This is a genomic window from Nocardia mexicana NBRC 108244, from assembly GCF_001613165.1.
GTDB lineage: Bacteria > Actinomycetota > Actinomycetes > Mycobacteriales > Mycobacteriaceae > Nocardia > Nocardia mexicana.
Window position 1 is genome coordinate 107583 of sequence record NZ_BDBV01000046.1, and the last position, 21495, is coordinate 129077.

Genomic DNA, 21495 nt, shown 5'->3' on the forward strand with positions numbered 1-21495 from the left:
GTCCGCAACGCGACTCGAGCCGACTGCGCGCCACCGCTCCGCGGCCCGATTCACGCTGCCCCCACTGGTATCTCGACCGTCGACGGCGCGGCGAAGGTGACGGTGCTCCCCACCGGCGTCGCGCTGACGAACGGCACCGGATCCTGCGAGGTGACCGTGAGCGCCAGCCGGTGGCCCGGTGCGAGCTTCCAGTAGGTGGGCGACAGCTCCCACGCGACGGCGTTCGGCTGCCCGGGCCGCAGGTCGTGCCGGGTGATCGGCCAGTATGTGACCGGCGTGCCGGAGCCGTCGGGAGCCTCGTCGTAGAGAATGCCGAACAGGCTGAGATCGGCGGTCGGTGGGATGACGGTGAGATCGAGCCGCGGACTTCCGGCGATCCGAGCCCCCGCGTCGAACGGCGCGGTGTGCCAGACCCCGGCGAGAGTGCGGTCCACGCTGCCGAGCGGGATCGGCGGCGCCGATCCGAGCTGCGCCAGCGATCCGGTGACGTAGGGGACGGCGGATACGGCGGTGGTGGCGCCGGAACGCAGTGGCTGACTCCAGCTATCGCCCGGATCGGCGCCGAGCACCCCGGCTGCCGGAGCGGACAGCGGGAATGCCTGTGCGGCCGGCACCGCGTCGGCGACGGAGCGATAGCCGTCGTACGGGCCGCCATCGGCCGGGGCGAGATTGACGACGGGCTCGGTGTCGATGCCGTTCGGGGCGCCGTTGAGGTGGTGGTCGAGCCAGCGAATCCCCGCATCCCACACGGGATTCGGCAGGCCCGCCACCTGGCCGGGCCCGCCGCCGGTGGAGTGGTCGCCCGGCTGCAGGTACAGCATCTTCGGCCCCGTCAACCGGTCGAACAGGTGGAACACCGGGCCGACCGGCAGCAGCGAGTCCTGCCAGTCGTGGGCGAGGAACACCGCGGTCCCGTTCGCGTTCAGTGTGTCGACGGCGTCGGCCAGCAGTCGCGTATTGGTCAGCGCCGCCAGCGAACTCGGGTCGGTGGTCAGGATCGCGTGCAGTCCCGCGGCGGTCATCTCGGGGCTGAATCGGTTGGTCGACGCGCCCGTCAAGGCCAGTGCCGCAGGCCCGCCGGTCTTCAGGGTGCCGTTCGGGGCGAGCGCCGCGGTTCCGTCGGCGGGCGGCGAATCCGCAACGATGGCCTTGATTCGGGGGTCGTGCGCGGCCGCGAGCAGGCTCAGGCCCGCGCCGTAGGAGCCGCCGGCGATGGCGATGCGATCGGGATCGACATTGAGATTCGCTATCGCCCAATCGATTACGGCCGAGGCGTCCCGAGCGTCCCGGTCGCCCAGCAGATCCACCTCGCCGCCGGACAGATACATGCCGCGCGCGGTGTACTCGATGGAGACGAAACCTGCTCCGCTGGAGAGCCTGTAGGCCGATCCGATGCTGCCCATCGCGGGCATACCCCAGCCCGACGGCTGCAGGACCAGCGGGTTCTTGTGCTCGGCGAGGTCTGGCGGTGCCGTGATGACGGCATTGAGCAGGACGCCGTCGGCGCCGGGGACGAACAGGGTGGTCGCCTGTGCGCCGGGAATCGGTACGGCGACGACCCGCGGTGCGCAGGCCGCGATGATCGCGGCGGCCAGTATGGCTGCCACTGTCACGGCGAACAGGCGTTTCGGCACGATTCCCCCTCAGAACACCGTCGCGAACAGCAGTTGCAGGTTGTGTGCCAGCGAGAGCGGCATCAGGAGCAGATAGCCGGAGAGCGTGCCGATCAGGTCGGGGGCGGGAAGGTCACCGTGCATGGGCGGACCCTTAACGACGTAACGGACGAATCCCGATCGGCCGCCGTGGTTGCGCGGGCCGCAATCGATTGGTCGTAGAGTACTTGCTCGTTTCTGCTCTGTCCACCACTCAATCAATCATCAATGAGCAAGCCGCTCACGGAGTTTCACCAGCGCAACTCGGGCAATCGGTTCCACGGATCCGTCGGCTGCCCAAGACAGGAGGTCGGCCGAGAGCTGCCGGTGTCGAAAGCGGTTGGCTGGCGCAGGCGGCCGGAATTCCGTGCGCGGCAGCGGGTATCGCCACGCCGCAAGCCGGGGTCCGGTCTCGACCGCGAGGCGATGACTCGCCCTATCGAAGCTGGACGGCCGCTATTTCTTCAGCTCCTGGGCGAGCATGACGATGATGCCGCTGGGGCCGCGCACGTAGGTGAGCTTGTAGATGTCCTGATAGGTCGCCACGCCGCGTAGTGGATAGCAGCCGTGCTTCGCGGCTGTCTCGAGGGCCGCGTCGATATCATCGACCGAGAAGGCGACGCGGTGCATGCCGATCTCGTTGGGGCGGGTGGGCTCGGTCTCGATCGCTTCGGGGTGGATGTACTCGAAGAGTTCGAGGCGGCCGTGACCGTCGGGCGTCTGGAGCATGGCGATCTTGGCGTGGTTGCCGTCGAGGCCGACGGCGGTGTCGGTCCACTCACCACTGACCGTGTCGCGGCCGAGGACCGTGAGCCCGAGATCGGTGAAGAAGGCGATCGTCGCTTCGAGGTCGCGAACGGCGATGGCGACGTTCTCGAGTTTGATGGCCATGCGTCGCATGGTAGCCGTCCCGGCCGGAACGCCTGACCTTTTGTCACACACTCAGAAACGTGCGCAGGGCCGCGGCGAGTGCGGCGGGATTGTCCTCCTGGACGTTGTGGCCCGCGTTCGGTATCGATACCAGCTTCGCTCCGGGGACCTGTGCGACGAGTCGTTCGGCCGCGGCCCGGCCGAGCACTCGGCTGCGGGCGCCGCGCACCAGCAGCACCGGGACGCCGGTGATTTGCGCGGCGAGGCGATCCACCGCCGCGAGAATGGCGGGGAAGTCGGGCGGGCTCGGGTCGGCCTTGGGGACCCACTCGCCGCCCGGGCCGCGGCGGAACAGGGTGCTCATCCGATAGGCGACGGTCGCGCGGTGAGCGCGGGGACTGACCCGCATGGCCTCGTCCACCACGGTGTCCAGACTCCGTACGGGGCCGAGCCCGGTGATGAACGCGCGCATGCGGCGGGTGCTGTCGAAATCGACGCCGGGCGCGACGTCGACCAGCGTCAGGCTCGCGACGCGGTCGGGGTGGGCCTCGGCGGTATGGGCCGCGACGACTCCGCCCAGTGACATTCCCACCAGGTGCACCCGGTCCAGGCCCAGGTGATCGGCCGCGGCGATCACGTCCGCGGCCATCGTCGCGGGGCGGTAGTCCGTGGACCAGTCGCTGTCGCCGTGGCCGCGTAAGTCCAGTGCGACCGGACGTACGCCGGTGCGCAGCTCGAGGCACACCAGATCCCAGGTGTGCGCGGTCAGTCTGCCGCCGTGTAGCAGGAAGACCGCCGAACCTGTTCCGCCCCAGTCGAATCCGTGCAGCGAGCAGTCCGCGCGGCGATATCGGAAGGCGCGCGGCGGGGCCGGATCGTGGGCTGTGACACCGAGATCGGCCGCCAGTTCGGTCAGCGCGGGAATTGTGTGGTGCACGGCGGTACCTCCGATACCTTGGGGCTCCAAGGTAGGACGGCATACCTTGACCAGTCAAGGTAGTATCGGAAGTGTGCCAGCCCGCGTACGACGCAAACCCGACGAGGCCAAGCGCCTGATTCTCGAGGCGGCGAGCAGGCTGCTGGCGGCGGGCGGTCCTGCCGCGGTGCAGGTGCGCGCCGTCGCCGCCGAGGTCGGGGTCTCCGATGCCGCCGTCAATCACCACTTCGGCACCCGCGAGCAGCTGCTGGAGGCGCTGTTGCGTTTCGGCGGGGCCACGCTGAAGGCCGAACTGGACGGCGTCGTCGGCGCGTGGGCCGAGGGCCCGGTCGATCCGGCGACGCTGGTCCATACCTTGGCCGCGCTCTATGCCGACGGCTACGCCGAACTGGCGCTCGCCCTACATCGCTCGGGGTGGCGCGACACCGGCCTCGGCATGCTCGACGACGTCGTGGACCGGCTGCACGCGCAGGCGCGGGAGCAGTGCGCGGGCACCGGCCGCACACCCCCGTCGCGCGAGGAGGTTCAGGTGACGGTGGCCGCACTGCATCAGGCCGTCGCGATGGATCCGTTGTTCGGCGACGAATTTCGCAGAAGCGTCGGGCTCGGAGACGTGCGGGCTCGGATGCTCGATTGGTGGGTCGAGACACTCCGCGAGGTACTGGCGGGGCAGCGGGGGATGTAGACCCGGAACGCTCGGCAGGTCCGGGGTCAGGTCGATGCGGCGGACCTCGACGCGATTGGACGGGCCCAGCTGATGGAACCAGGGCTGGGTGGTCCCGGGTGCACTGTCCCGAAGTCTGACGAATCGGTGACGACCGGCACGGATCGGGCTCGATCCGGCGGCCGAAGCGGTTGAGTTGGTCAAGACCCGTGCGTTGTCCGGAGGACCGAAATGCCATCTGTACGTAAGATCGCCCGCTCGCGCATTACCTGGGCATTGGCCGTGATCGTAGTGATCGGGGTCGGTGTCGGCTTGGCCCTGTTCCAGCCGTGGCGGTTGTTCACCAACACGGTGGTGGACGAGGCGGCGCCGACCGTTGCGGTCACCGCCGGGGCCGAACTTCGGCAGGAACCGCGGATCCTGTCCCGCGGCGAGTTCGTCTCACACGAGCACGGCACCTCGGGCAGCGTCGTCGTTGTCGAATTGCCGGACGGCAGTAGGGTTTTGCGCCTCGAGAATCTCGATACCTCCGATGGGCCGGACCTGCACGTGTGGCTCACCGACGCACCCGTCCTGGAGGGCCGCGCGGGCTGGTTCGTCTTCGACGACGGGCGGCACGAGGACCTCGGCAGCCTCAAGGGCAACAAGGGAAGCCAGAACTACGTCATTCCGCCCGATGTGGATCTGAATGTGCTCACCAGCGTCAGCATCTGGTGCCAGCGCTTCCACGTGTCCTTCGGTGCGGCGCAACTGAGCTGAGGGCGTCGTTACTGCCGCTCGGCGGCGGGGACGCCGACCAGTAGGCCGACGATGGAGCGCACGAACTCCTCCAGGCGCTCCTTGGGATAGGCGTCCGGTTCGCTGACCGCGAGGGTGCCGAGCATTTCGGCGATGCTCAGCAGGGAATTCGTCAGCAGCGCGGAATCCACTGCGGCCCATCGTGAATCGAGGGCGGTGCCCATCCGGACCAGCGCCTCGGCCTGGTCGAAGATGCCGGTGCGCGAACTCCGCAGTGCCGCACGGTATTCGTCCGGGGCGCTGCCGGGGGTGGCGAGGATCAGGCGCCACCTGGTCGGATTATCCAGTGCCACACCGACGAAGGCCTCGATCGTCGCCGAGGCCGCGGTCACCGGGTCGGCGCCGATCAGGTCGGTGGGCAGGGTGGTGGCCACCTGTTCGAGGCCGCGCTCACGCTCGCGCTCGAGCAGCGCCTCCACCAATTCGGCGCGCGTCTTGAACACGGTGTAGAGCACGGGTTTTCCCACTCCGGCCGCGGCCGCGACGGCCTCCATGCTGAGCTCGTGCAGCTCCACGCGGCTCAACACGGTGAACGCGGCGTCGAGCAGTTGCGCGCGCCGCTGCTCGCGGGGCAGGCGCGGCGCGTAGCGGCGCCGTGGCCGACCGGCCGCGCCGCGGGATTTCGTCACCGCAACCTCACCTCCTACGGCCCATCGTGTCAGCACTCGCACCCGAAGGTGCGGGCGGTCCCGGTCCGAATATTACTCGACCGTTGTATTCATCGCGCGCAATTGCTACGGTGGCGTTGTATTCGCCGCGGCAGCGCACAAAGGAGTAGCTGATGGGCTTCGATCCGACCACCCTTCGCCGGGACGACTTCGGGTTCTTCGGCCCGGACTCGCCCAGCTGGAAGATCTGGACCGCCCCGACGGCGGTGATCGGCTTCCAGCGCGCGGTCGTCCTCGAGCACTTCGACCCGTTCCTGACCGCGGCCGTCGCCGATGCCCGCGGGATCTACAGCGACCCCCGCAGCCGCCTGGACAACACGTTCGCCTACTTCTTGATCGTCGCGATCGGCGACGGCCGCACCGCGATTCGGGCGTCCGAGCATCTGATGCAGGTGCACGCCACGATGACGGGCATCGAGCCCATCAGCGGCCGGCGCTACGCCGCCAACAGCCCCGAGACGCAGCTGTGGATCCACATCACCGGCTGGCATTCGGTCCTGAAGGCCTACGAGATGTTCGGTCCCGGCCCGCTCGCCCCCGAGGAGGAGGCGCGGTACTGGCAGGAGTGCGCGATCGCGGCCGAACTGCAGACCTGCAAGCCGCAGGACGTGCCCCGCTCCCGCGAGGAGGTCCGCGCCTACTTCGACCGCGTCCGCCCGCGTCTGTGCAGCTCCGAACGGGCCGAGGAGGGCATGCATCACCTGCTGTGGACCTCTCCCCGCAACGGCGCCGGACTCTCGTATGCCCTTGGCAGCCGGTTGCTTTCGCTCGCATCGGTCGCGACGCTGCCGAAATGGATGCGCCGCCTCGGCGGTTTCGACCGCCCCGGCATCGTGGACCTCGGCATCAAACTTCCCGCCAGGGTCCTGGTGTGGATGTTCACCCGTTTCAACAAGTTCGGCCTCATCAAGGCCGCACCGTTCATCGCGCCGATGGCCGGACAGATCCTCGCGCAGCACGTGCGGATGGAACCGCCCACCACCCCCGAAACCGTCACCCCTGCCAAGGCCCGCGAGCTGTACAGCGTCCGCGGAGCCCGCCCGCTCGCCAGCTGATCGTCAGCGGGCCACGGGCTCGAGAGGCTCCCATAGGGCGCTGACCGGCATCGCCATCATCTTCGGGCCGAAGGGCAACGTCTGGGATCCCGTGTGGAGCACGATCCCGGCCAGGAAATTGTCACCGAGGCGTTCGGAAAGATGCCGTAGTCCGCGGAAGTCACCTGGGCCCACGGTGGATGCTGCCTTGACTTCGATGCCGACTACTTCGCCACGACGGTTTTCCAGGACGGCATCGACCTCTACCTGGTCTCGAGTTCGGTAATGGAAGAGTTCGGCCTCCTCGCCGGACCAGGTCAGCTGGCGTGCCAGCTCCATGAGGACGAATCCCTCGAGGAGGGGGCCGAATTGTCCTGTTGGGCGCAGCAGGCTGCGGGCATCAGTGCCTATCAGGCTGCCCGCTATCCCGGAGTCGACGAATGCCAGCTTCGGAGTTCTAGTGGCGCGGCTGCTGATGTTTCGGGACCACGCCGGGATTCGCTTGATCAGATAGACCTCTTCCAGCAGAGCGACATACTTCTTCACGGTTGTTGCGCCGAGGCCGAGCTCGTTGCCCAGCGTCGAGGTGGACAGCAGTTGGCCGGAGCGGGCGGCCAGCATCTGTACGAGCGCCCGCATCTCGCTGGTGCGTTCGATTTCCGACAGCTGTTGGACGTCTCGGGTGATCAGGTCTCCGACATAGGAATTGAAGAAGTTGCGCCGCCTACGATCGTTGGTCCGCGCCACCGCCTCCGGAAAGCCGCCCCGGACAAGGCGTTCCGCATATTCGATTCGGGAGACCGTGGACTGATGGTGCAGCTTGCTGCCGACTGCGAAGACCGCATCGATGAACCGATCGGGTGTTCCGTCGATCTCTCCCTGGGAGAACGGCCATAACTCGATCGTCTCCATGCGACCCACCAAGGTGTCGGGCAACGACCGCAGACCCAACACCCGGGCCGATCCTGTAAGCAGGTACCGTCCGGGTCGCGGATCCGCGTCGACCTGCGCCTTGATGGACAGCAGCAGGTCCGGTGCTCGTTGAATCTCGTCGATCACCATCAGATCTCGATAGTCGACGAATCCGTCGGGGTCCTGCAGTGCGGCCTGGCGTATCAGTGCAGTGTCGAGGTCTCGCCACTCGGATGCGCTACCCTTCGCAGTGAGACGAACCAGCGTGCTCTTACCGCATTGACGGGCTCCGTTCACCAGCACTACGCGAGTGTCTGCGAGCGCATCGCTCACCAGGGTTTCCGCATGTCGAGGCAATGCTCGACCGAGTAATGTCTGCATCTGCGCTCCAGTTGGTCGGGCCGTAGCGCGTGGATCTGCCGCTACCTTGCGCGTGGATCTGCCGCTATTGTACGCGTGGATCTGCCGCTCTGGTGCGCGTGGATCTGCCGTCTATATGCGTGTGGGTCTACCCCGCTGGTCACACCGGGCGGCTCGCCGTGCCCGGGCCATTGCGTCCCGGCCTCGAGAGAGTAGGCCGGGTCTACTTCTCCTGGATCTCGCGGTCCCAGTCTTCGTCCAGGGCCTGCCGGATGCGTTGGGAGAGTTCGGGGTTCCAGTCCGGGGGCTGGGCCACGGCGGACCAGCCGTCCAGGACCAGGGTGCCGTAGCGGTGGCCGTGGCCGGACGGAACCTTCTGGGCGAGTGCGAGATCCGCGCTGATCTGCCAGAAGGTGACGATGGGCCACCAGCGCACCGAGCGCGAGACGTCGGGTCCGCGCGGCTCGGACAGCCAGTCCGGGCGTTCGAACAGCAGATCCGGCGACCACCACACGATGGGGTCCGAGGCGTGCTGGAGATAGGCCACGCGCGGTGAAAGCCATTGCCCCGGAGGTTGATTCAGTTCCTCGGCGGTCGCGGCGAAGCGCACCACCAACCCGTCGGCATAGACGGGCAGGATCTCCGGGGTGCCGGGGTCGCGGCGCTGTTCCACCTCGGTCCAGATGCGGTTGGAGTTCGGCGGGCCCACCCACAGCACCCCGTCGGCCTTCGCGCGGATATCGCCCAGGCCCGTGAACGCGGCCTCGGATCCCTGCGACCCCAGGCTCTCGCCGTAGACCAGCAGCTTCGGGCGGGCCTCCGGCGGGAGTTCGGACCAGCGGGCGTGCACCTTGTCGAACAGCAGCCGACCGGCCTGCGTCGCCTTCTCCCTGTCGGACAGGAACGACAGCACGCTGGGCAGGTAGGAATACTGGGTGGCCGCGATGGCGGTGTCGCCGCCGTACATGTACTCGATCGACTCGGCCGTGGTCGAATCGACCCAGCCGGTTCCGGTGGTCGTCACCAGCACCAGTACCTTCCGGTCGAATGCCTTGGTGCGCTCCAGTTCTCGCACCACGAGGTCGGCGACGGCCTCGGGGTCGGGGGCGGATTCGAGTCCCGCGTACACCCGGATCGGTTCCGTCGCGGGCTTACCGGTGACCTCCGCTATGCGCCCGGCCGTCGGCACGAAGGAGACGAACCACCGTCCCTCGGAGCCCAGAGTGTCCCAGGGCGCCAACGACATCGGGCTGCCCGACCGCTCCGGGAGCCGCGGCTGCACCGCCGCCGGAGAGGTGCGGCCGTTGCGCAGACCGAACGCCGAATTCGCGGCATCGAAGAAGCCCCGCACCAGAATGCCCTGGAACAGCAGCACAATGGCGACGGCGACCACCACGACGCCACCGGCCAGCGACAGGGCGCGCGGCACCCGCAGTCGCGAACTCAACAGTCCGGCAACCTTGTTCACCGCCCAGCGCAGCGCGCGGAACAGCAGGATGAGCATCGCGAGAGTGGCGAACGCGAGCAGTTCGGTCCGCAGATATCCGGAGGTGGTGGTCCGGTCCATGCCCATCAGGCTCTGGATGTCGCGCTGCCACCGCGCGGACCGGGCCAGGATCGCGGCGGCGCCGCCGACGACCGCCACGATCACCGCCACCTTGACGGCGTCGCGCACGCCCTGCGACGGTTCGGTCACCGCGGCCAGGCGCTGCGGCAGCGCGGGCAGCCGCGGGCGGACCCAGCGCCGGAACATCCACTCCAGCGTCGCGCCCACGCCGTAGCCGATCGCCGCGGTCACCCCGCTGACCAACCCCTGGAAGATCCAGGTCCGCGGCAGCAGCGACGGCGACACCGACCACGCGAAGAAGATCGCCGCGACCACCACACCGAGATAACTCGGGTGCATCTTGCGCTCGGCGGTCCGTATCCGATCCAGGAGGCGGGCGCCGAGGGAGGCCTTCGGCAGCGAATCCTCGGTCATAACCAGAGTGTTGCCGGTTGGCCCCGGCGACTGTCGTTGCCACGCGGGTGAGCGTGTGCATCCGGCGCGGTCCCGCCGCCGAGGAGGAGTTCGGCGGTAGTGGCGCGGCCGGTCAGCGCAGGTATTTGCCGAGCAGCGGTACCGCGTCGACCGGATGCGCCGCCGTAATGCCCTCCGCTACCTGCCGGAACTGCCACCCAGAGGCACCGCGCTCCAAGACTCCCATCACCAATCCGCTATACGGCCCGGCGGGCAGTCGGTAGCGGGTGATCTCGATGCCCGCCTCGTCGTCCAGCAGGCGGCAGTACGCCCGCTCGATACCTTCGAACGTCTGGCCGCTGTAGCAGGTCACGAGCAGCACGATCGTGGTCACCTGTTCCGGCAGCCGCGTGAAGTCGACGCTGATCACCTCGTCGTCGCCCGGACCCTCGCCGGTGACGCTGTCGCCGTGATGGCGCACCGACCCGTCGTCGGTGCCGAGCCGCTCGTGATAGACGACGTCGACCAGCTGATCGCCGGTGAACAGCAGCGCGGCCGAGTTCAGATCGATCTCGGTCTTGCCGCCGCCGAACCACCACCACCAGGACTTCCGCTGCCGCGGATGTGTCGGGTCCCAGCCCAGCCCCATGACGATGTGGTCGATCGGTGCGCCGCTCGATCGGTGCAGCGGAATGAGCACCGCGTTGCTCCCCTCCCCGGACCGCGGTGACACAGTGCCGGACGTCTGGGCCTACTCGAGCACCAACCCTAACGGAATCGGCTGCGGGGGAGCGGGTTCGGAGCGGAATGCGATCATCGAACAGACAGTGCGTTCGCAGCGCGAAACGGCGGCCGCCCGGCGGGCGTTTACCCGGCAAACTGTGACAGACTGTCCCAGACAAGTTCGCGGCCGCCATTCGCGCCGCCGACCGACGACAGGAGTGATCATGGGGCTCAGGAGGAGGAAGCGCCGGGCGAGCCAGGCGCTGGTCGAGGGCAGGACGCCGAAGAACCCGGTCGTGCTCGACGCGCGCACCCCCGACAGCACCGCCGCCCGGCTGTTCGGTCTCGGCCTGGCCGGAACCGGCGCCGCTCACTTCACCGCGCCCCAGGTCTTCGATCAGCTCACCCGCGTGGCGTTCCCCCGGTCGACGCGGCAGTGGACCTACAGCAATGGATTCACCGAACTGCTGCTCGGCCTCGCGATCACGCTGCGCCGCACCCGCACGCTGGGTGTCATCGGCCTGATCGCCTACGTCGCGTTCCTCGGCAGCCGGATGGTCGGCCGCAGCGGAGCCCCGAGCGGCGCGCACAGCGCCGCCGACCGCAAACCCGCCTCACCGTCGCAGGTCGACGCGACCGCGTCCGATTCCTCGGGATCGTCGCTGTCGTGATCGACGTCGGGTAGTGGTGCGAGACGCTGCCCACATCTGATATCCGCATTGCGGGGAATCGCCCCGAACTCCACTGCGTTCAGAGCAGGAGCATGCGCAGGCAACGGTTGCGGCGCACTCGAGCGGTAGGAGTGGTCATGTCCACGAAGGCAGGGATCGAGCGGATCGCAACGACGCCGGATTGGTACGAGCCGTACAAGATCTCGCAGGCGATCCGGGCCGGGGGCGTGCTGTACGTCTCGGGGCAGGCCGGAATCGATGAGCGGGGCAGGACCGTCGAGGGCGGTTTCAGGGAGCAGGGGCGTCAGGCGTTCCGGAACATCGAACGGGTACTGGCGGCGGCGGGCGCCACGCTCGACGACGTGGTCAAGGTGACGATCATGGTCCGGGATATGGCCGCTCACCTGGGGCAGGTCATCGAGTTGCGCGAGGAGTTCCTGTCCGAGCCGTACCCGGCCGACACCTTGCTCGAGGTCTCGTCGCTGGCACAACCGGACTGGCTGATCGAGGTCGACGTCATCGCCCTCGACCGCGGGACGGCGTAACGCCGACCGGGCCGCGACGCGTCGGCTCCGGTACCGTGGCGTGCGCCGAGGCAGTGCGGGGAGGGGCTGGTGGTCGTGCGAGATCGATGGGCAACGAAACTTCGGCAGGCCGTGCGGGCGCTGTCGTGCGGGGCGGCGGTGGCCGCGCTGGCGGCGAGCTGCGGCACACCGGAGGCGGCGCCGCAGTTTCCGGCGGTCGTCACCGGGGGCGAGTCGCATCTGTATCCCGAGGGCGTGGCGTGGGATCCGACGCGGCAGACGTTCCTGGTCGGGTCGCTGGGGGAGGGCACGGTGTCCGAGGTGCGCCCGGACGGCACCGTCCGCACCATCGTCGACGACGGGGTGATGGTGTCCACGCTGGGGATCCAGGTGGACGCGGCGCACGGCCGGATTCTCGCGACCTACCAGGATCCGGGTACCGGCAGCAGAACCTCTGACAAGACCTTCGCCCGCCAGGCGGGCCTCGGCATCTTCGACCTGGCCACCGGCGCCCTCATCCACCGTGTCGATCTCGGCCAAAAGCACGCCGAGAATATGGGGGGCCAGGATAGTGATTCGGCCGATCCGCACGGGCCCGACGACGTCGCGGTCGATGCCGCCGGTAACGCCTACGTCACCGATATCGCGGGTGGCTCGGTCTATCGCGTCGATCCCTCGGGCCACGCCGAGTTGCTGCTGAACAACCCCGGCCTGCTGGGCCGGGACGGTGTGGGTCCCAACGGAATCGCCTGGCATCCCGGCGGTTACCTGTTGATGGCGCGCTACAACCCCGGCGCGGTGTTCCGGATACCGGTGGACGATCCGCAACGAGTCACCGAGGTCGCCCTGGACCAGCCGATGTCCGGGGCGGACGGCCTCGCGCTGCTGCCCGACGGCACCCTCACGGTGGTCACCAACCGCCTTGCCGCCCAGACGGAGCCGGGCGTCACGATCCTGCGCAGCGACGACGACTGGCGCTCCGCGCGCCGGGTCGCCCGCCACGAGCCGTGGCCCGCCCCGGACCCCACCACCGTCACCGCGACCCCGCACGGCGCCTACGTCCTCACCGGCCGCCTCACCGACGTCTTCGCCGGACATCCCAGCGCCCCCTTCGAGATCCGCCGCCTGCCCTGATCCCGCGCCCGGCTGGCGGAAAATGACATATGGCACATCGATTCGCGGTTTCGGCGGCGGGCGGACCGGCAATCCCCGATATGGAGGCACGGAGCCTGGGGAGAAGGTATGGGACATCTACGCTGGCGTTTGGAATCCGCCGTAGCCACGGCGCAACGGCCGCTGAACCTGGAGACCGCGACGCGGCTGCGGCGGCGCGTGGAAGCTCTCGCCCAGGAGGTCGAGACCGGCAGCTTCACCGGTGTCGAACGCAGCACGCTGTGCCGCCTCCGGCACCAGGCCATCCAGACGGCCGAACTCGCGATCCGGCGGGCCGATACGGCCTAGCGGCTTCAGTGCGTATCCGCCGTCTCCTGCGGGGGTAGTTCCGCGTACCGGGCGAAGGCCTGGTCGAGGAGTTCGGAGGCGGCGCGGGTAGTGATCAACCGGGCGATGGCCAGATCCGACTCGAGTTTCATACGGTCCTTCGGGGTGCGCTCCGACTCCTCGTAGCCCTGCCGGGCGAGGCAGTAGAACAGTTCCGAGGCGTACCAGTCCGCGATCTGATCGCAGGCGCCGCGCAGCTGTTCGACCAGTTGGAACGATGCGGTCGTGGACAACCCGGCCTCGACGAGGCGGGTGGCCAGATCGCTGCAGCGCGGATTGGTCAGCTGGTACGCGTCCAGCGGATCGTTGCTGGTGTCGAGCACCTGCCGGATGTACTCGGGGAGTTCCGGGGCGCGCTGCTCGGGGCCGGGCTCGTTCACCGCCGGAAAGGGTGTCGTCGGCGTTTCCGAGGGGACCGGTTCGCTGACGCCGAGCACATCGGCCAAGCCGTCGCCGCGGTCCCAGGCGTCGAGGAGTTCGCGGATTCCGTTCAGCTTCATGCCGCGACTCAGCAGGCGGCTGATGGTTTGCAGCCGATTGAGATGATCCGAACCGTAGTAACCGACCCGCCCGCGAACATCGGGGGACGGCAGCAACCCACGCTCGTGGTACACGCGGACGCTACGCACCGTAGTGTCGGCGGCCCGCGCAAGTTCGTCGATCGTGAACTCCGACTGCACAGCCATACCTCTTAGCAAACCACAACTAACCCCGTAGAAAACGTATCGTGCCTAAACGAGCCGTTAAGCAACGATACGTCTAGATCACCACTTGGTCAACGTGCCGTTGCGTAGCGGCGTAAGTGCTTGCTGCTGGTCGAATCGTCGGTTAACGTGCGGAGTACAGCAGTTCGCTGCTGGTTTCCGGGGACTGTTGAGCAGCCCCGATGCCCGCCCGACCAGTGGCCCGCGCTCTTTCGGCGCGTGCCCGGCATCCCCGGAGACGGCTATGACCATTCCACAGACACGTCGGTTACTCATCGGCTCGCACGCACCGACGCACATCTCGACTGTTGCTCCCAAACCCGTTGCTCCCAAACCGGTTTCGCCTCCGGCCGTCGCCACCAAGGGTGCGCACCGGCCGCCGTGCGCGGATGGGCCCGACGACTGGGATCTCGATGTCGGAACTCCGGACTCGTGGCGGACCGCGGTGCGAACCTGCAACAGCTGTCCCCTGTTCACGAACTGCCGCCAGCTCGCGGAAACGCTGATCGAACGCGGCGACGGCCCGCGGGCGATGATCTGGGCGGGCGTCGCCTACGACAGTGCGGGCAGAATCGTGGAGAACCTCGATCGGCACCGCGCCACGCCCGCCGATCACAAGCGGCCCCTGCGCATCATCCGCACCGGTACGAGGCCGGTGTGCGCCGAATCCACCGCGCCCACCCCGCGGCGGCGTATCGTGCTCGGCCATCGGCTCCGGCCGGCGGCAACCGGCGGCCAGTGACCGATACTGTGCACGACAATTCGGAATCTAGTTGTAGCGGTGGGTAACTCATGACGTTGCTGGCTTTGGAGATCGGCCCGGCGGGGTTCGCGGCGAGCCGAGTGGCCGATGACGTCGGCGAAGACGACATCCGCAGGCATCCGATACCGGACCGGGCCGCCTGGGAGGTCTGCCGGGATCTGCTGCTGGAAGTGTCCGGTGAGGACGAGGTCACCGCCGTCGGTATCGCGTCGGTGGGCCCGATCGATATGGCCGCCGGGGTGGTGGCTCCGCCCGAAATCCCGGAGTGGCGCATGGGCTTCGGGATCATCGAGGCGGTCCAGAAGCTCTTTCCCGTGGCCACGATCCAGCTCGCGCTCGACGGCGTGTGCCTGGGCCTGGCCGAGCGCAACTTCGGGGCGACCAGCGAGGTGATGGACGCGCTGGCGGTCACGATCTCGCACCGGATCAGTGCCGGCGTCATGGTCGGCGGCTTCGTCGTGGTGGGCCGCACCGGGAATGCCGGTCACATCGGGCACATGCTGGTGCCCGGGTTCGACGAGCAGTGCGAATGCGGCGGCCGCGGCTGTCTCGAGGCGGTGGCCGGAGGCGCCGCGCTGGTGCGCTGGGCGCAGGGTCAGGGCTGGCCTGGTCGCGGTGTCGAGGAGCTGGTCGAGTCCGCCGGGACCGGTGACGAGATCGCGACCGCGGCGCTGGGCCGGGCCGGTACGGCGCTGGGCCGCGCGATCGCCTCGGTGGCGCCGCTGCTGGATATCGACCGGGTGGTCGTCGGTGGCACGCTGGCCAAAGCGGGTGCGCCACTGTGGAAACCGCTCAACAAGTCGGTCGCGACGCATGCCCGGGTGGGGTTCCTGACCGGGTTGCGCGTGGTTCCCTCCGAATTGGGTGACGTGGGCGTGCTGGCCGGGGCGGGCGTGCTCGCGCTGACCGCGGCACAGGCCGAGTAGCGGCGGCCGCGATCAGAGTCGACCGCCCAGTTCGCTGAATTCGGGACAAATCGGCAACGCCCACGTTAACGTCGGATGATCCCGCTGCTCAGGCGGGTCTTACCGGGCTGTATCGGCACCGTATCCAGAGATCCCGCTTGAATGAACCGTTGTACAACGGTACATTGCCTGATGTCAGGTGATGGCTCGAACGAGCCATGATCCGGAGGAACGGCTGGTACAGGCAAGCGCGATGCGAAGTGACGCAGTGATCCCATGGGTGACGATCGAAACGTTGGCGCCGGACTCGATGTCCGTGGCGTCGGTGGGGGAGGCGCCGCGCGACTTCGCGGGGTGGCAGCGTGTGCTGCAACGGCTGCTGGGCAAGATCCCGGCGGTGTACGACAGCCTGTCGACGGCGCGGATCGCCGAGGCGATGCGGGCGGTCCGTGACCGGGCCGAAGAGGTCGACCTGCGGATACCGACGCGCTCGGGGGCGCATCTGCTGAAAATTCAGCCGGTGTTCGGTCCCGCGGGCGACGTCCACGCGGTCCGCCTGTGGCTGGGACCCGCCTCGGCACAGGTCCCGGAGCCGCGTGCCGCGGTCGGTGCGATCTGGGACCTGTCCACACAGACCCTGCAGCAGCCCAGCGGCATCACCCAGTTGTCGGGGATCGCGGCCGAGGAGTACGTGCCGCGCATGTCGATCGCCGAGCTGTTCCATCGGATGTCGGCGTTCGATCGGCACGCCGAGGTCCTCGATCTCCTCTACGCGCCCGCACCGGGCAGCAAGATGCAGTTCGACGTCGCGATCCCGCACGGCTCGGGGCGACCGGGCCAGTGGCGCGTCACCATTCGCGGCCGCGACGACGTGCGCACGCGCGGCGCATGGTGGCTGATCGAGGACGTGTCCACCGAGGAGCTGCCCGCGTCGTGGTCGACCCTCGAGCGGGTGGGGCTGCGAGAAGCGCACCGCCGGGCCGGGACTCATCTCGCGGTGGTGCAGCTCGAGCACACCAGCATTTCGCACTGGCTCACCGACCCGGCGCCATGGATCCGCTGGGACTATCTCTTCCGGCCGACCGACGTCTTTCATCCCGACGACCGGAATCGGTTGGTGGAGCTCGGCGACCGCCTGCGCTCCGGCGACACCGCGGGGGTCACGGTCCGTGCGCTGAACTACGGCGGCGGCTATACGCCGACATCCCTGCTGCTGTACCCGTATCCGGGATATTCCAGCCGGCAGCTGGCCATCGCGCAGCTGGTTCGGGTCGCCGACGACGTCCCCATGCTGGAACATCGGCAGGTCGTCGAGCCACGGCTGCGCGGGCCGATCGGATACGACGATCAGTTGCGTCACTGGCTGGCCGACCGCATGAAACGCACGCCCGCATACTGATTTTCACCCTTCCCAGAGACGGGAACAGCAGGGGAAATGGAAGCCCCCGCGCTCTCTACCATTTCGAGAGTGCGGCTAGCAGTTGGCAGAACGGCAGATTCGGGCGATGAGTTACTTCGCCGGATGGCCGCTCGCCGCCGCCGCGACAACGCGATCATCGCGGTATTGGCCGTTTTGGCCGTGCTGGGTGGCGGGCGCACGATCATCGGCTGGTTCACCCCACCACCGCCCAAACCCTCCGACAAGACGACGGTCTCGATCGTCGGTCACGCGCAGTTGGCGGAGTCGTTCGCCGAGGAGTTCGTGGTGACGTACCTGGGAGCCACGGCGGGGCAGCAGGAGCGGATCAACGAATTCGTCGACACCGGGCAACAACTCAGCCTGCCGACCGTCGCGCGGCAGGTCTCCGACCCGATCGTCGTGTACTCGGCGCGAGACGGCGGCACGAGTCAGCTCGAAGTGTGGGCGGTGACCGTGTCGGTGCGGCCGAAGGCCACCGGCGCCGCCGGTGGCGCAGGAGGTGCCCGCGAGTACTACCGGGTGGCCGTGTCGGTGGCCACCGATGGTCGGTTGCGGGCGCTGGCGTTACCGGCGGCCGTCGCCCCGCCGGGGCGCGGTGACGATCTGGTGCTGAAGTACAAGGCGACCTGCGGGGCCGAGACCCCGGTTGCGCAGGTAGCGAGTGGATTCCTCTCGGCATTCCTCACCGGAACCGGGGACGTCACCCGATACGTCGCGCAGAACTCGGGTATCGCCGCACTCCGCCCCGCGCCGTTCGCCTCGGTCGAGACCGTATCGGTCAGTGCCGAAGGAACCGATTGCGGCACCAGCAATTCGAGCGAAGAGGTGCTGGCGATGGTCAATCCGAAGGCCGGTACCGGCCCCGCGCCGACGCTGGCCTATCCGCTGTCGATGATTCGCACCGCCGGACAGTGGCAGGTGCGGGCAATGGATCCCGTTCCGGCGCTGAAGAATCCGCTGACCGTGGTCGCGGGCGGCGGGAGCAAACCGGGTTCCGCCTCCAGTGCCACCAGCACGTCGCCCTCGACCGCGGTGTCGGTTCCACCGGCGACACAGAACTGATCCGGAAAGGGCAGTCTCATGGGTAGTCAATTGGGCATCATCCTCTCCGAGGTGCTGCAATTCGTTCGCTGGGGTGGCTTGATCATCCTCACCATCGTGATTCTCGGGATCTTCATCTCCGAGGCCGCGCGGTCGCGGCTGTCACCCGGCCGGATCCTGGTGGTCGCCGCGACCGGGATTCTGGCCGCCGTCATCTTCTGGCTGCTGCCGACGCTGGTGAACTACGCCCGCGTCGATTCGAATTCCATCGTTCCCGACCACCCCGTCGGGAGTTATCAGTGAGCCAAGTGATCAAGGTGTTCACGCCGGTCAAACGCGTGCCCACCATGATCGGTAAGTCCCAGAACGGACAGAAGCTGCCGTTCGGGCCGTACACGTTGCCGCAGGTGGCCGGCGGCATGGTGCTGATACTCATCACGTCGGTACTGGCCATGACGTTGCCGGCGAATCCGGCCGTCACATTTATCGCGGGTTCGGCAATCACCATTGCGGCGGTGTTCGGAATCGGCCTGGTGCCGTATACGGGCGTGCGGTTGACGTCCCGGATGCTGTGGGTGGGGCGGTTGCTGTTGTTCCGGAAACCGGTGTCGGCGTCGGGGATGCCGGTGACCGAGGAATCGGCTCGGCACACCCTGTTTGTCGAAGAGAGCGTGGTCATTGTGCTGCCCGACCGTGCGGACGGCTCGGCGCAGGACCGTTCTCCGGTCGCCGCGATGGCGAGTGCACAACCGCTGACAGTCCTCGACCGATGGGCCGGCGCGTCGGTCCGGGTCGACGGAGAAGAAGACGGCGCGCTGTCGGGAGGACGCCGCTGATGGCCTTCGAACGGGATCTGCAACCCACCGCCGCCGTCCGGGGGAATCTGCAATTCACGCATTCGGGACTCGTCACCGCGACGTATTTCATCAATCCGCTGGGTTATGGATTGCGTAAGGCGAGCGACAAGTTCGACGTGAAGTCGGCCCACCACGCATTGGTGAACAACCTTCCGAACGGGTCGCTGCTGCTGGGAATCCAGGCACGTCTCAACACGCTCGACGTGCTGAGCAAGATGGTCGAGGGTGTGGACCTCGACGAGTGCGAGGACTATGCGCTGGAGGTGGTCGCCTCCTACGAGCGGGTGCAGGCGATCCTGCCGCAGACCCGGATATTCCTGTTGTCGATCCCGGTCGGTTCTGCGAGCCCGGGGATCTCCGGTCTGTCCCGGGTGTGGCGCGGCGGCTCCGCGACATTCGATCCGTCTTCCATTTCCCGTTCCGAACTGGACGTCTACGACGAGAAGGCGAACGAAATCCTGTCCCGTATCGGCGGCGACTTCAATCCGGTTCCGGTTCCGGCATCGATGTTCCAGTGGCTGTGGGAGCACTACCTGTCGCGCGGAGCCGCCGGCGACCCGGTCGCCCCCACTCGTGCCGGTGTACTCGACGACGTGACCGCGGCGGTGTTCCGCTCCGCGGCACTCGACGAGGGAGCGCAGGCCGACAGCAGATTCCGGCTTCGTCCCTCCTTCGTTCCGGTGATCAAGGTGGTGCAGCCGGACTACGAGTTCCGGCCGTCCTATCAGGCGGTGCTCACGCCGCACTCGTTCCCGTACTCGGGAATGACCTTTCCCGGCGGCAGTGAGTTTCTGAGCGTGCTGGAAGGGCTCGGCGACGTCACCATCGACTGGGCGATCCGGGTGTCCACCAAGCCCGCGGAGACGGTGCTCAAGAACAACGAGCTGAATCTGCGGCGGCTGGGCGAACAGATGGACCAGCGAGATCAGGAGGTATCGTTCGCGCATAACACCCTGATCTCCAAGGCGCAGATGCTCGCAGAGTACCACCAGCATTTCGAGGCCAATGGTGGAGAATCCGAAGTATCCTTCACGACGGTAATTGCTGTGGGCAGCGCTTCGCACGAAGAAACAATGGACGCTGTCAACACACTCAAACGCCGATACAAACGGTTCCAGGTCGAGATGACGGCGCCGCTCGGCGCCCAGGTCGATCTGTGGTCGATGATGATTCCCGGCAGCCAGCCCCGGCGCGCCTACGACGATTTCGCCCATATCGTCCCGTCCGACATGTGGTCGGGTTTCGTGCCGTACACCACCAGCCAGATCGGTGACGACAGCGGACCGGTGATCGGAGTCAATCTGCTGTCCGGGAACTTCGAGCCGATTCATTTCGGCATCATGGAGGCGGCGTTCCACGACTTTTCTGCGTCGTTCGCGGTGACCGGTGAGCTCGGATCGGGAAAGTCCTACTTTCTCAAACTCATGGCTGTTCTGGTGCACGATATGGGCGGGCAATTCCTCGCCATCGACCGCAGTCAGGTAGGAGAGTGGGAACATTTCGCCGCCTCTATCGACGATGCCGTAGTCATCGATCTGGGAAACCCGTCCGTCTCCCTTGATCCGCTCCGACTGTTCCCGCCGAGGGTGGCCGGTGAACGGACATTGGATTCGCTGTTGCCGCTGCTGGACCTGTCGCCGACGAGCGGCGCGGGCGCGGTGGCCGGAAATCTGCTGACCCCCAGGGGGATCGCGGAGTACGGGATTCGCAGCATGCTCGATCTGTATCAGGCGGTTTGCAGGTTGCGTGACGAGCGGGACGGCGACGAATATGCCGATCTCGCGGCGCGGATCGGGACGATCATCGATCGGGTGCCGGTGCTGTTCGACGCGAAATTGCCGCCGCTGCGGCTCGACGCCGCGGCGACAGTCGTTCGCAGCCACAATGTGGCTCTGCCTACCGCCGAAGAACTCACGACTCCGCACCTGTACAACCGGTTGCCGCTGACCAAGCGGTTGGGGACCGCGCTGTACGAATTGGTCGGCGTGGCGGCCAGGGAAGCATTCCTCACCGACAACGGCAGGTTCGGGCTGCTGGTCGGAGACGAGGCGCACCACTTCACCCAGACACAGGTCGGTTCCGCCGTGACCTCCGATTTCAGCCGCGACGGCCGCAAGCATCTGGCCGCCATCGGGCTGGCATCCCATGATCCCGCCACGGACTTTCAAGGCGCCGCGCACAATTTGATCCCGAATCGATTCGTGTTCCGCCAGCGCGACGAAACCCTCGCCCGCAACAGCCTGAACTGGCTCGGCGTCGACCTCGACGAAGCGCCGTTCCTGCTGCAGATCCTGCGCGAAGAGACCTCCCCGCCGACCGGTCCCGGGCGCTCGGTGCCCGAGGAGCGTCGCGGCGAGATGTTCATGCGGGACGCCCTCAACCGCATCGGCCGGGGAAAAGTCCTAGGTCCCGCCCGCCCGGACCGCGCGGAGGCGATCAGCAGCACGCCGGGGGTGGTTCGCGCGGCGCTGCCGGAACGGCAGGTGGTGTCGTGAGGTCGGACGATCCGAAGGGCAGCAGACGGGATCGGTG

22 protein-coding genes are annotated in these 21495 nt (G+C 67.7%); 14 read left to right on the plus strand and 8 right to left on the minus strand.

What is annotated here, in order from left to right; translation table 11 throughout:
- Positions 1-50: 50 nt before the first annotated feature.
- The 3 genes from NM1_RS19145 to NM1_RS19155 all read right to left on the minus strand — a co-directional run bounded on the left by NM1_RS19145 (position 51) and on the right by NM1_RS19155 (position 3459).
- Positions 51-1634 (minus strand): CocE/NonD family hydrolase, encoded by a 1584-nt coding sequence (locus tag NM1_RS19145; RefSeq protein ID WP_068021415.1) that lies wholly within the window; start codon positions 1632-1634, stop codon positions 51-53.
- 474 nt (positions 1635-2108) lie between these two features.
- Positions 2109-2543 carry a VOC family protein gene (locus tag NM1_RS19150; RefSeq protein ID WP_068021417.1) on the minus strand — a complete coding sequence of 145 codons (435 nt, stop codon included), beginning with the start codon at positions 2541-2543 and terminating at the stop codon, positions 2109-2111.
- Positions 2544-2586: 43 nt separating this feature from the next.
- On the minus strand, positions 2587-3459 hold the full coding sequence (locus NM1_RS19155) for an alpha/beta fold hydrolase (RefSeq protein ID WP_068021418.1): 873 nt from the start codon (positions 3457-3459) through the stop codon (positions 2587-2589).
- Positions 3460-3532: 73 nt separating this feature from the next.
- On the opposite strand from NM1_RS19155, the gene NM1_RS43055 reads away from it, so the two are divergent.
- Together NM1_RS43055 and NM1_RS19165 are read left to right on the plus strand one after the other, a co-directional pair.
- Positions 3533-4144 carry a TetR/AcrR family transcriptional regulator gene (locus tag NM1_RS43055; protein WP_068021420.1) on the plus strand — a complete coding sequence of 204 codons (612 nt, stop codon included), beginning with the start codon at positions 3533-3535 and terminating at the stop codon, positions 4142-4144.
- A 210-nt stretch (positions 4145-4354) separates the two neighbouring features.
- On the plus strand, positions 4355-4882 hold the full coding sequence (locus tag NM1_RS19165; protein ID WP_068021422.1) for a DM13 domain-containing protein: 528 nt from the start codon (positions 4355-4357) through the stop codon (positions 4880-4882).
- A gap of 8 nt (positions 4883-4890) precedes the next feature.
- Here NM1_RS19165 and NM1_RS19170 read toward each other — a convergent pair whose 3' ends face one another.
- The gene (locus tag NM1_RS19170) at positions 4891-5550 is read right to left on the minus strand and encodes a TetR/AcrR family transcriptional regulator (RefSeq protein WP_068021424.1); all 660 of its coding nucleotides are present in this window, start codon (positions 5548-5550) and stop codon (positions 4891-4893) included.
- A 152-nt stretch (positions 5551-5702) separates the two neighbouring features.
- Here NM1_RS19170 and NM1_RS19175 point away from each other — a divergent pair, with 152 nt between their 5' ends.
- Positions 5703-6644, plus strand: a complete 942-nt coding sequence (locus NM1_RS19175) for an oxygenase MpaB family protein (protein ID WP_068021425.1) — start codon at positions 5703-5705, stop codon at positions 6642-6644.
- Positions 6645-6647: 3 nt separating this feature from the next.
- Here NM1_RS19175 and NM1_RS19180 read toward each other — a convergent pair whose 3' ends face one another.
- The 3 genes from NM1_RS19180 to NM1_RS19190 all read right to left on the minus strand — a co-directional run bounded on the left by NM1_RS19180 (position 6648) and on the right by NM1_RS19190 (position 10555).
- A complete protein-coding gene (locus NM1_RS19180; RefSeq protein ID WP_246010827.1) occupies positions 6648-7868 on the minus strand; it encodes an ATP-binding protein in 1221 nt (406 codons plus the stop codon).
- A gap of 250 nt (positions 7869-8118) precedes the next feature.
- Positions 8119-9876: an alpha/beta hydrolase gene (locus NM1_RS19185; protein WP_068021429.1), complete on the minus strand. Its 1758-nt coding sequence runs from the start codon at positions 9874-9876 to the stop codon at positions 8119-8121.
- 112 nt (positions 9877-9988) lie between these two features.
- On the minus strand, positions 9989-10555 hold the full coding sequence (locus tag NM1_RS19190; RefSeq protein WP_246010826.1) for a TerD family protein: 567 nt from the start codon (positions 10553-10555) through the stop codon (positions 9989-9991).
- Positions 10556-10802: 247 nt separating this feature from the next.
- On the opposite strand from NM1_RS19190, the gene NM1_RS19195 reads away from it, so the two are divergent.
- From NM1_RS19195 to NM1_RS19210, 4 genes are all read left to right on the plus strand, one after another.
- Positions 10803-11249 carry a DoxX-related protein gene (locus tag NM1_RS19195; protein ID WP_246010825.1) on the plus strand — a complete coding sequence of 149 codons (447 nt, stop codon included), beginning with the start codon at positions 10803-10805 and terminating at the stop codon, positions 11247-11249.
- A gap of 137 nt (positions 11250-11386) precedes the next feature.
- Entirely contained in the window at positions 11387-11794 is a 408-nt protein-coding gene (locus NM1_RS19200; protein WP_068021434.1) for a RidA family protein, read from the plus strand.
- A 69-nt stretch (positions 11795-11863) separates the two neighbouring features.
- Positions 11864-12907, plus strand: coding sequence for an SMP-30/gluconolactonase/LRE family protein (locus NM1_RS19205; protein WP_114699447.1), 1044 nt, complete (start codon positions 11864-11866; stop codon positions 12905-12907).
- Positions 12908-13015: 108 nt separating this feature from the next.
- Positions 13016-13234, plus strand: a complete 219-nt coding sequence (locus NM1_RS19210) for a hypothetical protein (RefSeq protein WP_068021436.1) — start codon at positions 13016-13018, stop codon at positions 13232-13234.
- Positions 13235-13239: 5 nt separating this feature from the next.
- Here NM1_RS19210 and NM1_RS19215 read toward each other — a convergent pair whose 3' ends face one another.
- Positions 13240-13959, minus strand: a complete 720-nt coding sequence (locus NM1_RS19215) for a MerR family transcriptional regulator (protein WP_068021438.1) — start codon at positions 13957-13959, stop codon at positions 13240-13242.
- A 262-nt stretch (positions 13960-14221) separates the two neighbouring features.
- Between NM1_RS19215 and NM1_RS42360 the strand changes: the two genes are divergently transcribed.
- From NM1_RS42360 to NM1_RS19250, 7 genes are all read left to right on the plus strand, one after another.
- A complete protein-coding gene (locus tag NM1_RS42360) occupies positions 14222-14719 on the plus strand; it encodes a hypothetical protein (RefSeq protein WP_147288888.1) in 498 nt (165 codons plus the stop codon).
- 50 nt (positions 14720-14769) lie between these two features.
- On the plus strand, positions 14770-15666 hold the full coding sequence (locus tag NM1_RS19225; protein WP_068021442.1) for an ROK family protein: 897 nt from the start codon (positions 14770-14772) through the stop codon (positions 15664-15666).
- Positions 15667-15925: 259 nt separating this feature from the next.
- Positions 15926-17044, plus strand: a complete 1119-nt coding sequence (locus NM1_RS19230; protein ID WP_068021444.1) for a GAF domain-containing protein — start codon at positions 15926-15928, stop codon at positions 17042-17044.
- 123 nt (positions 17045-17167) lie between these two features.
- Positions 17168-18127 (plus strand): conjugal transfer protein, encoded by a 960-nt coding sequence (locus NM1_RS19235; protein WP_068021445.1) that lies wholly within the window; start codon positions 17168-17170, stop codon positions 18125-18127.
- A gap of 18 nt (positions 18128-18145) precedes the next feature.
- Entirely contained in the window at positions 18146-18409 is a 264-nt protein-coding gene (locus NM1_RS19240) for a hypothetical protein (protein ID WP_068021447.1), read from the plus strand.
- The gene (locus NM1_RS43340; RefSeq protein ID WP_068021448.1) at positions 18406-18942 is read left to right on the plus strand and encodes a hypothetical protein; all 537 of its coding nucleotides are present in this window, start codon (positions 18406-18408) and stop codon (positions 18940-18942) included. Before NM1_RS19240 ends, NM1_RS43340 begins: the two co-directional genes overlap by 4 nt.
- Positions 18942-21458 carry an ATP-binding protein gene (locus NM1_RS19250; protein ID WP_068021450.1) on the plus strand — a complete coding sequence of 839 codons (2517 nt, stop codon included), beginning with the start codon at positions 18942-18944 and terminating at the stop codon, positions 21456-21458. Before NM1_RS43340 ends, NM1_RS19250 begins: the two co-directional genes overlap by 1 nt.
- Positions 21459-21495: the final 37 nt, after the last annotated feature.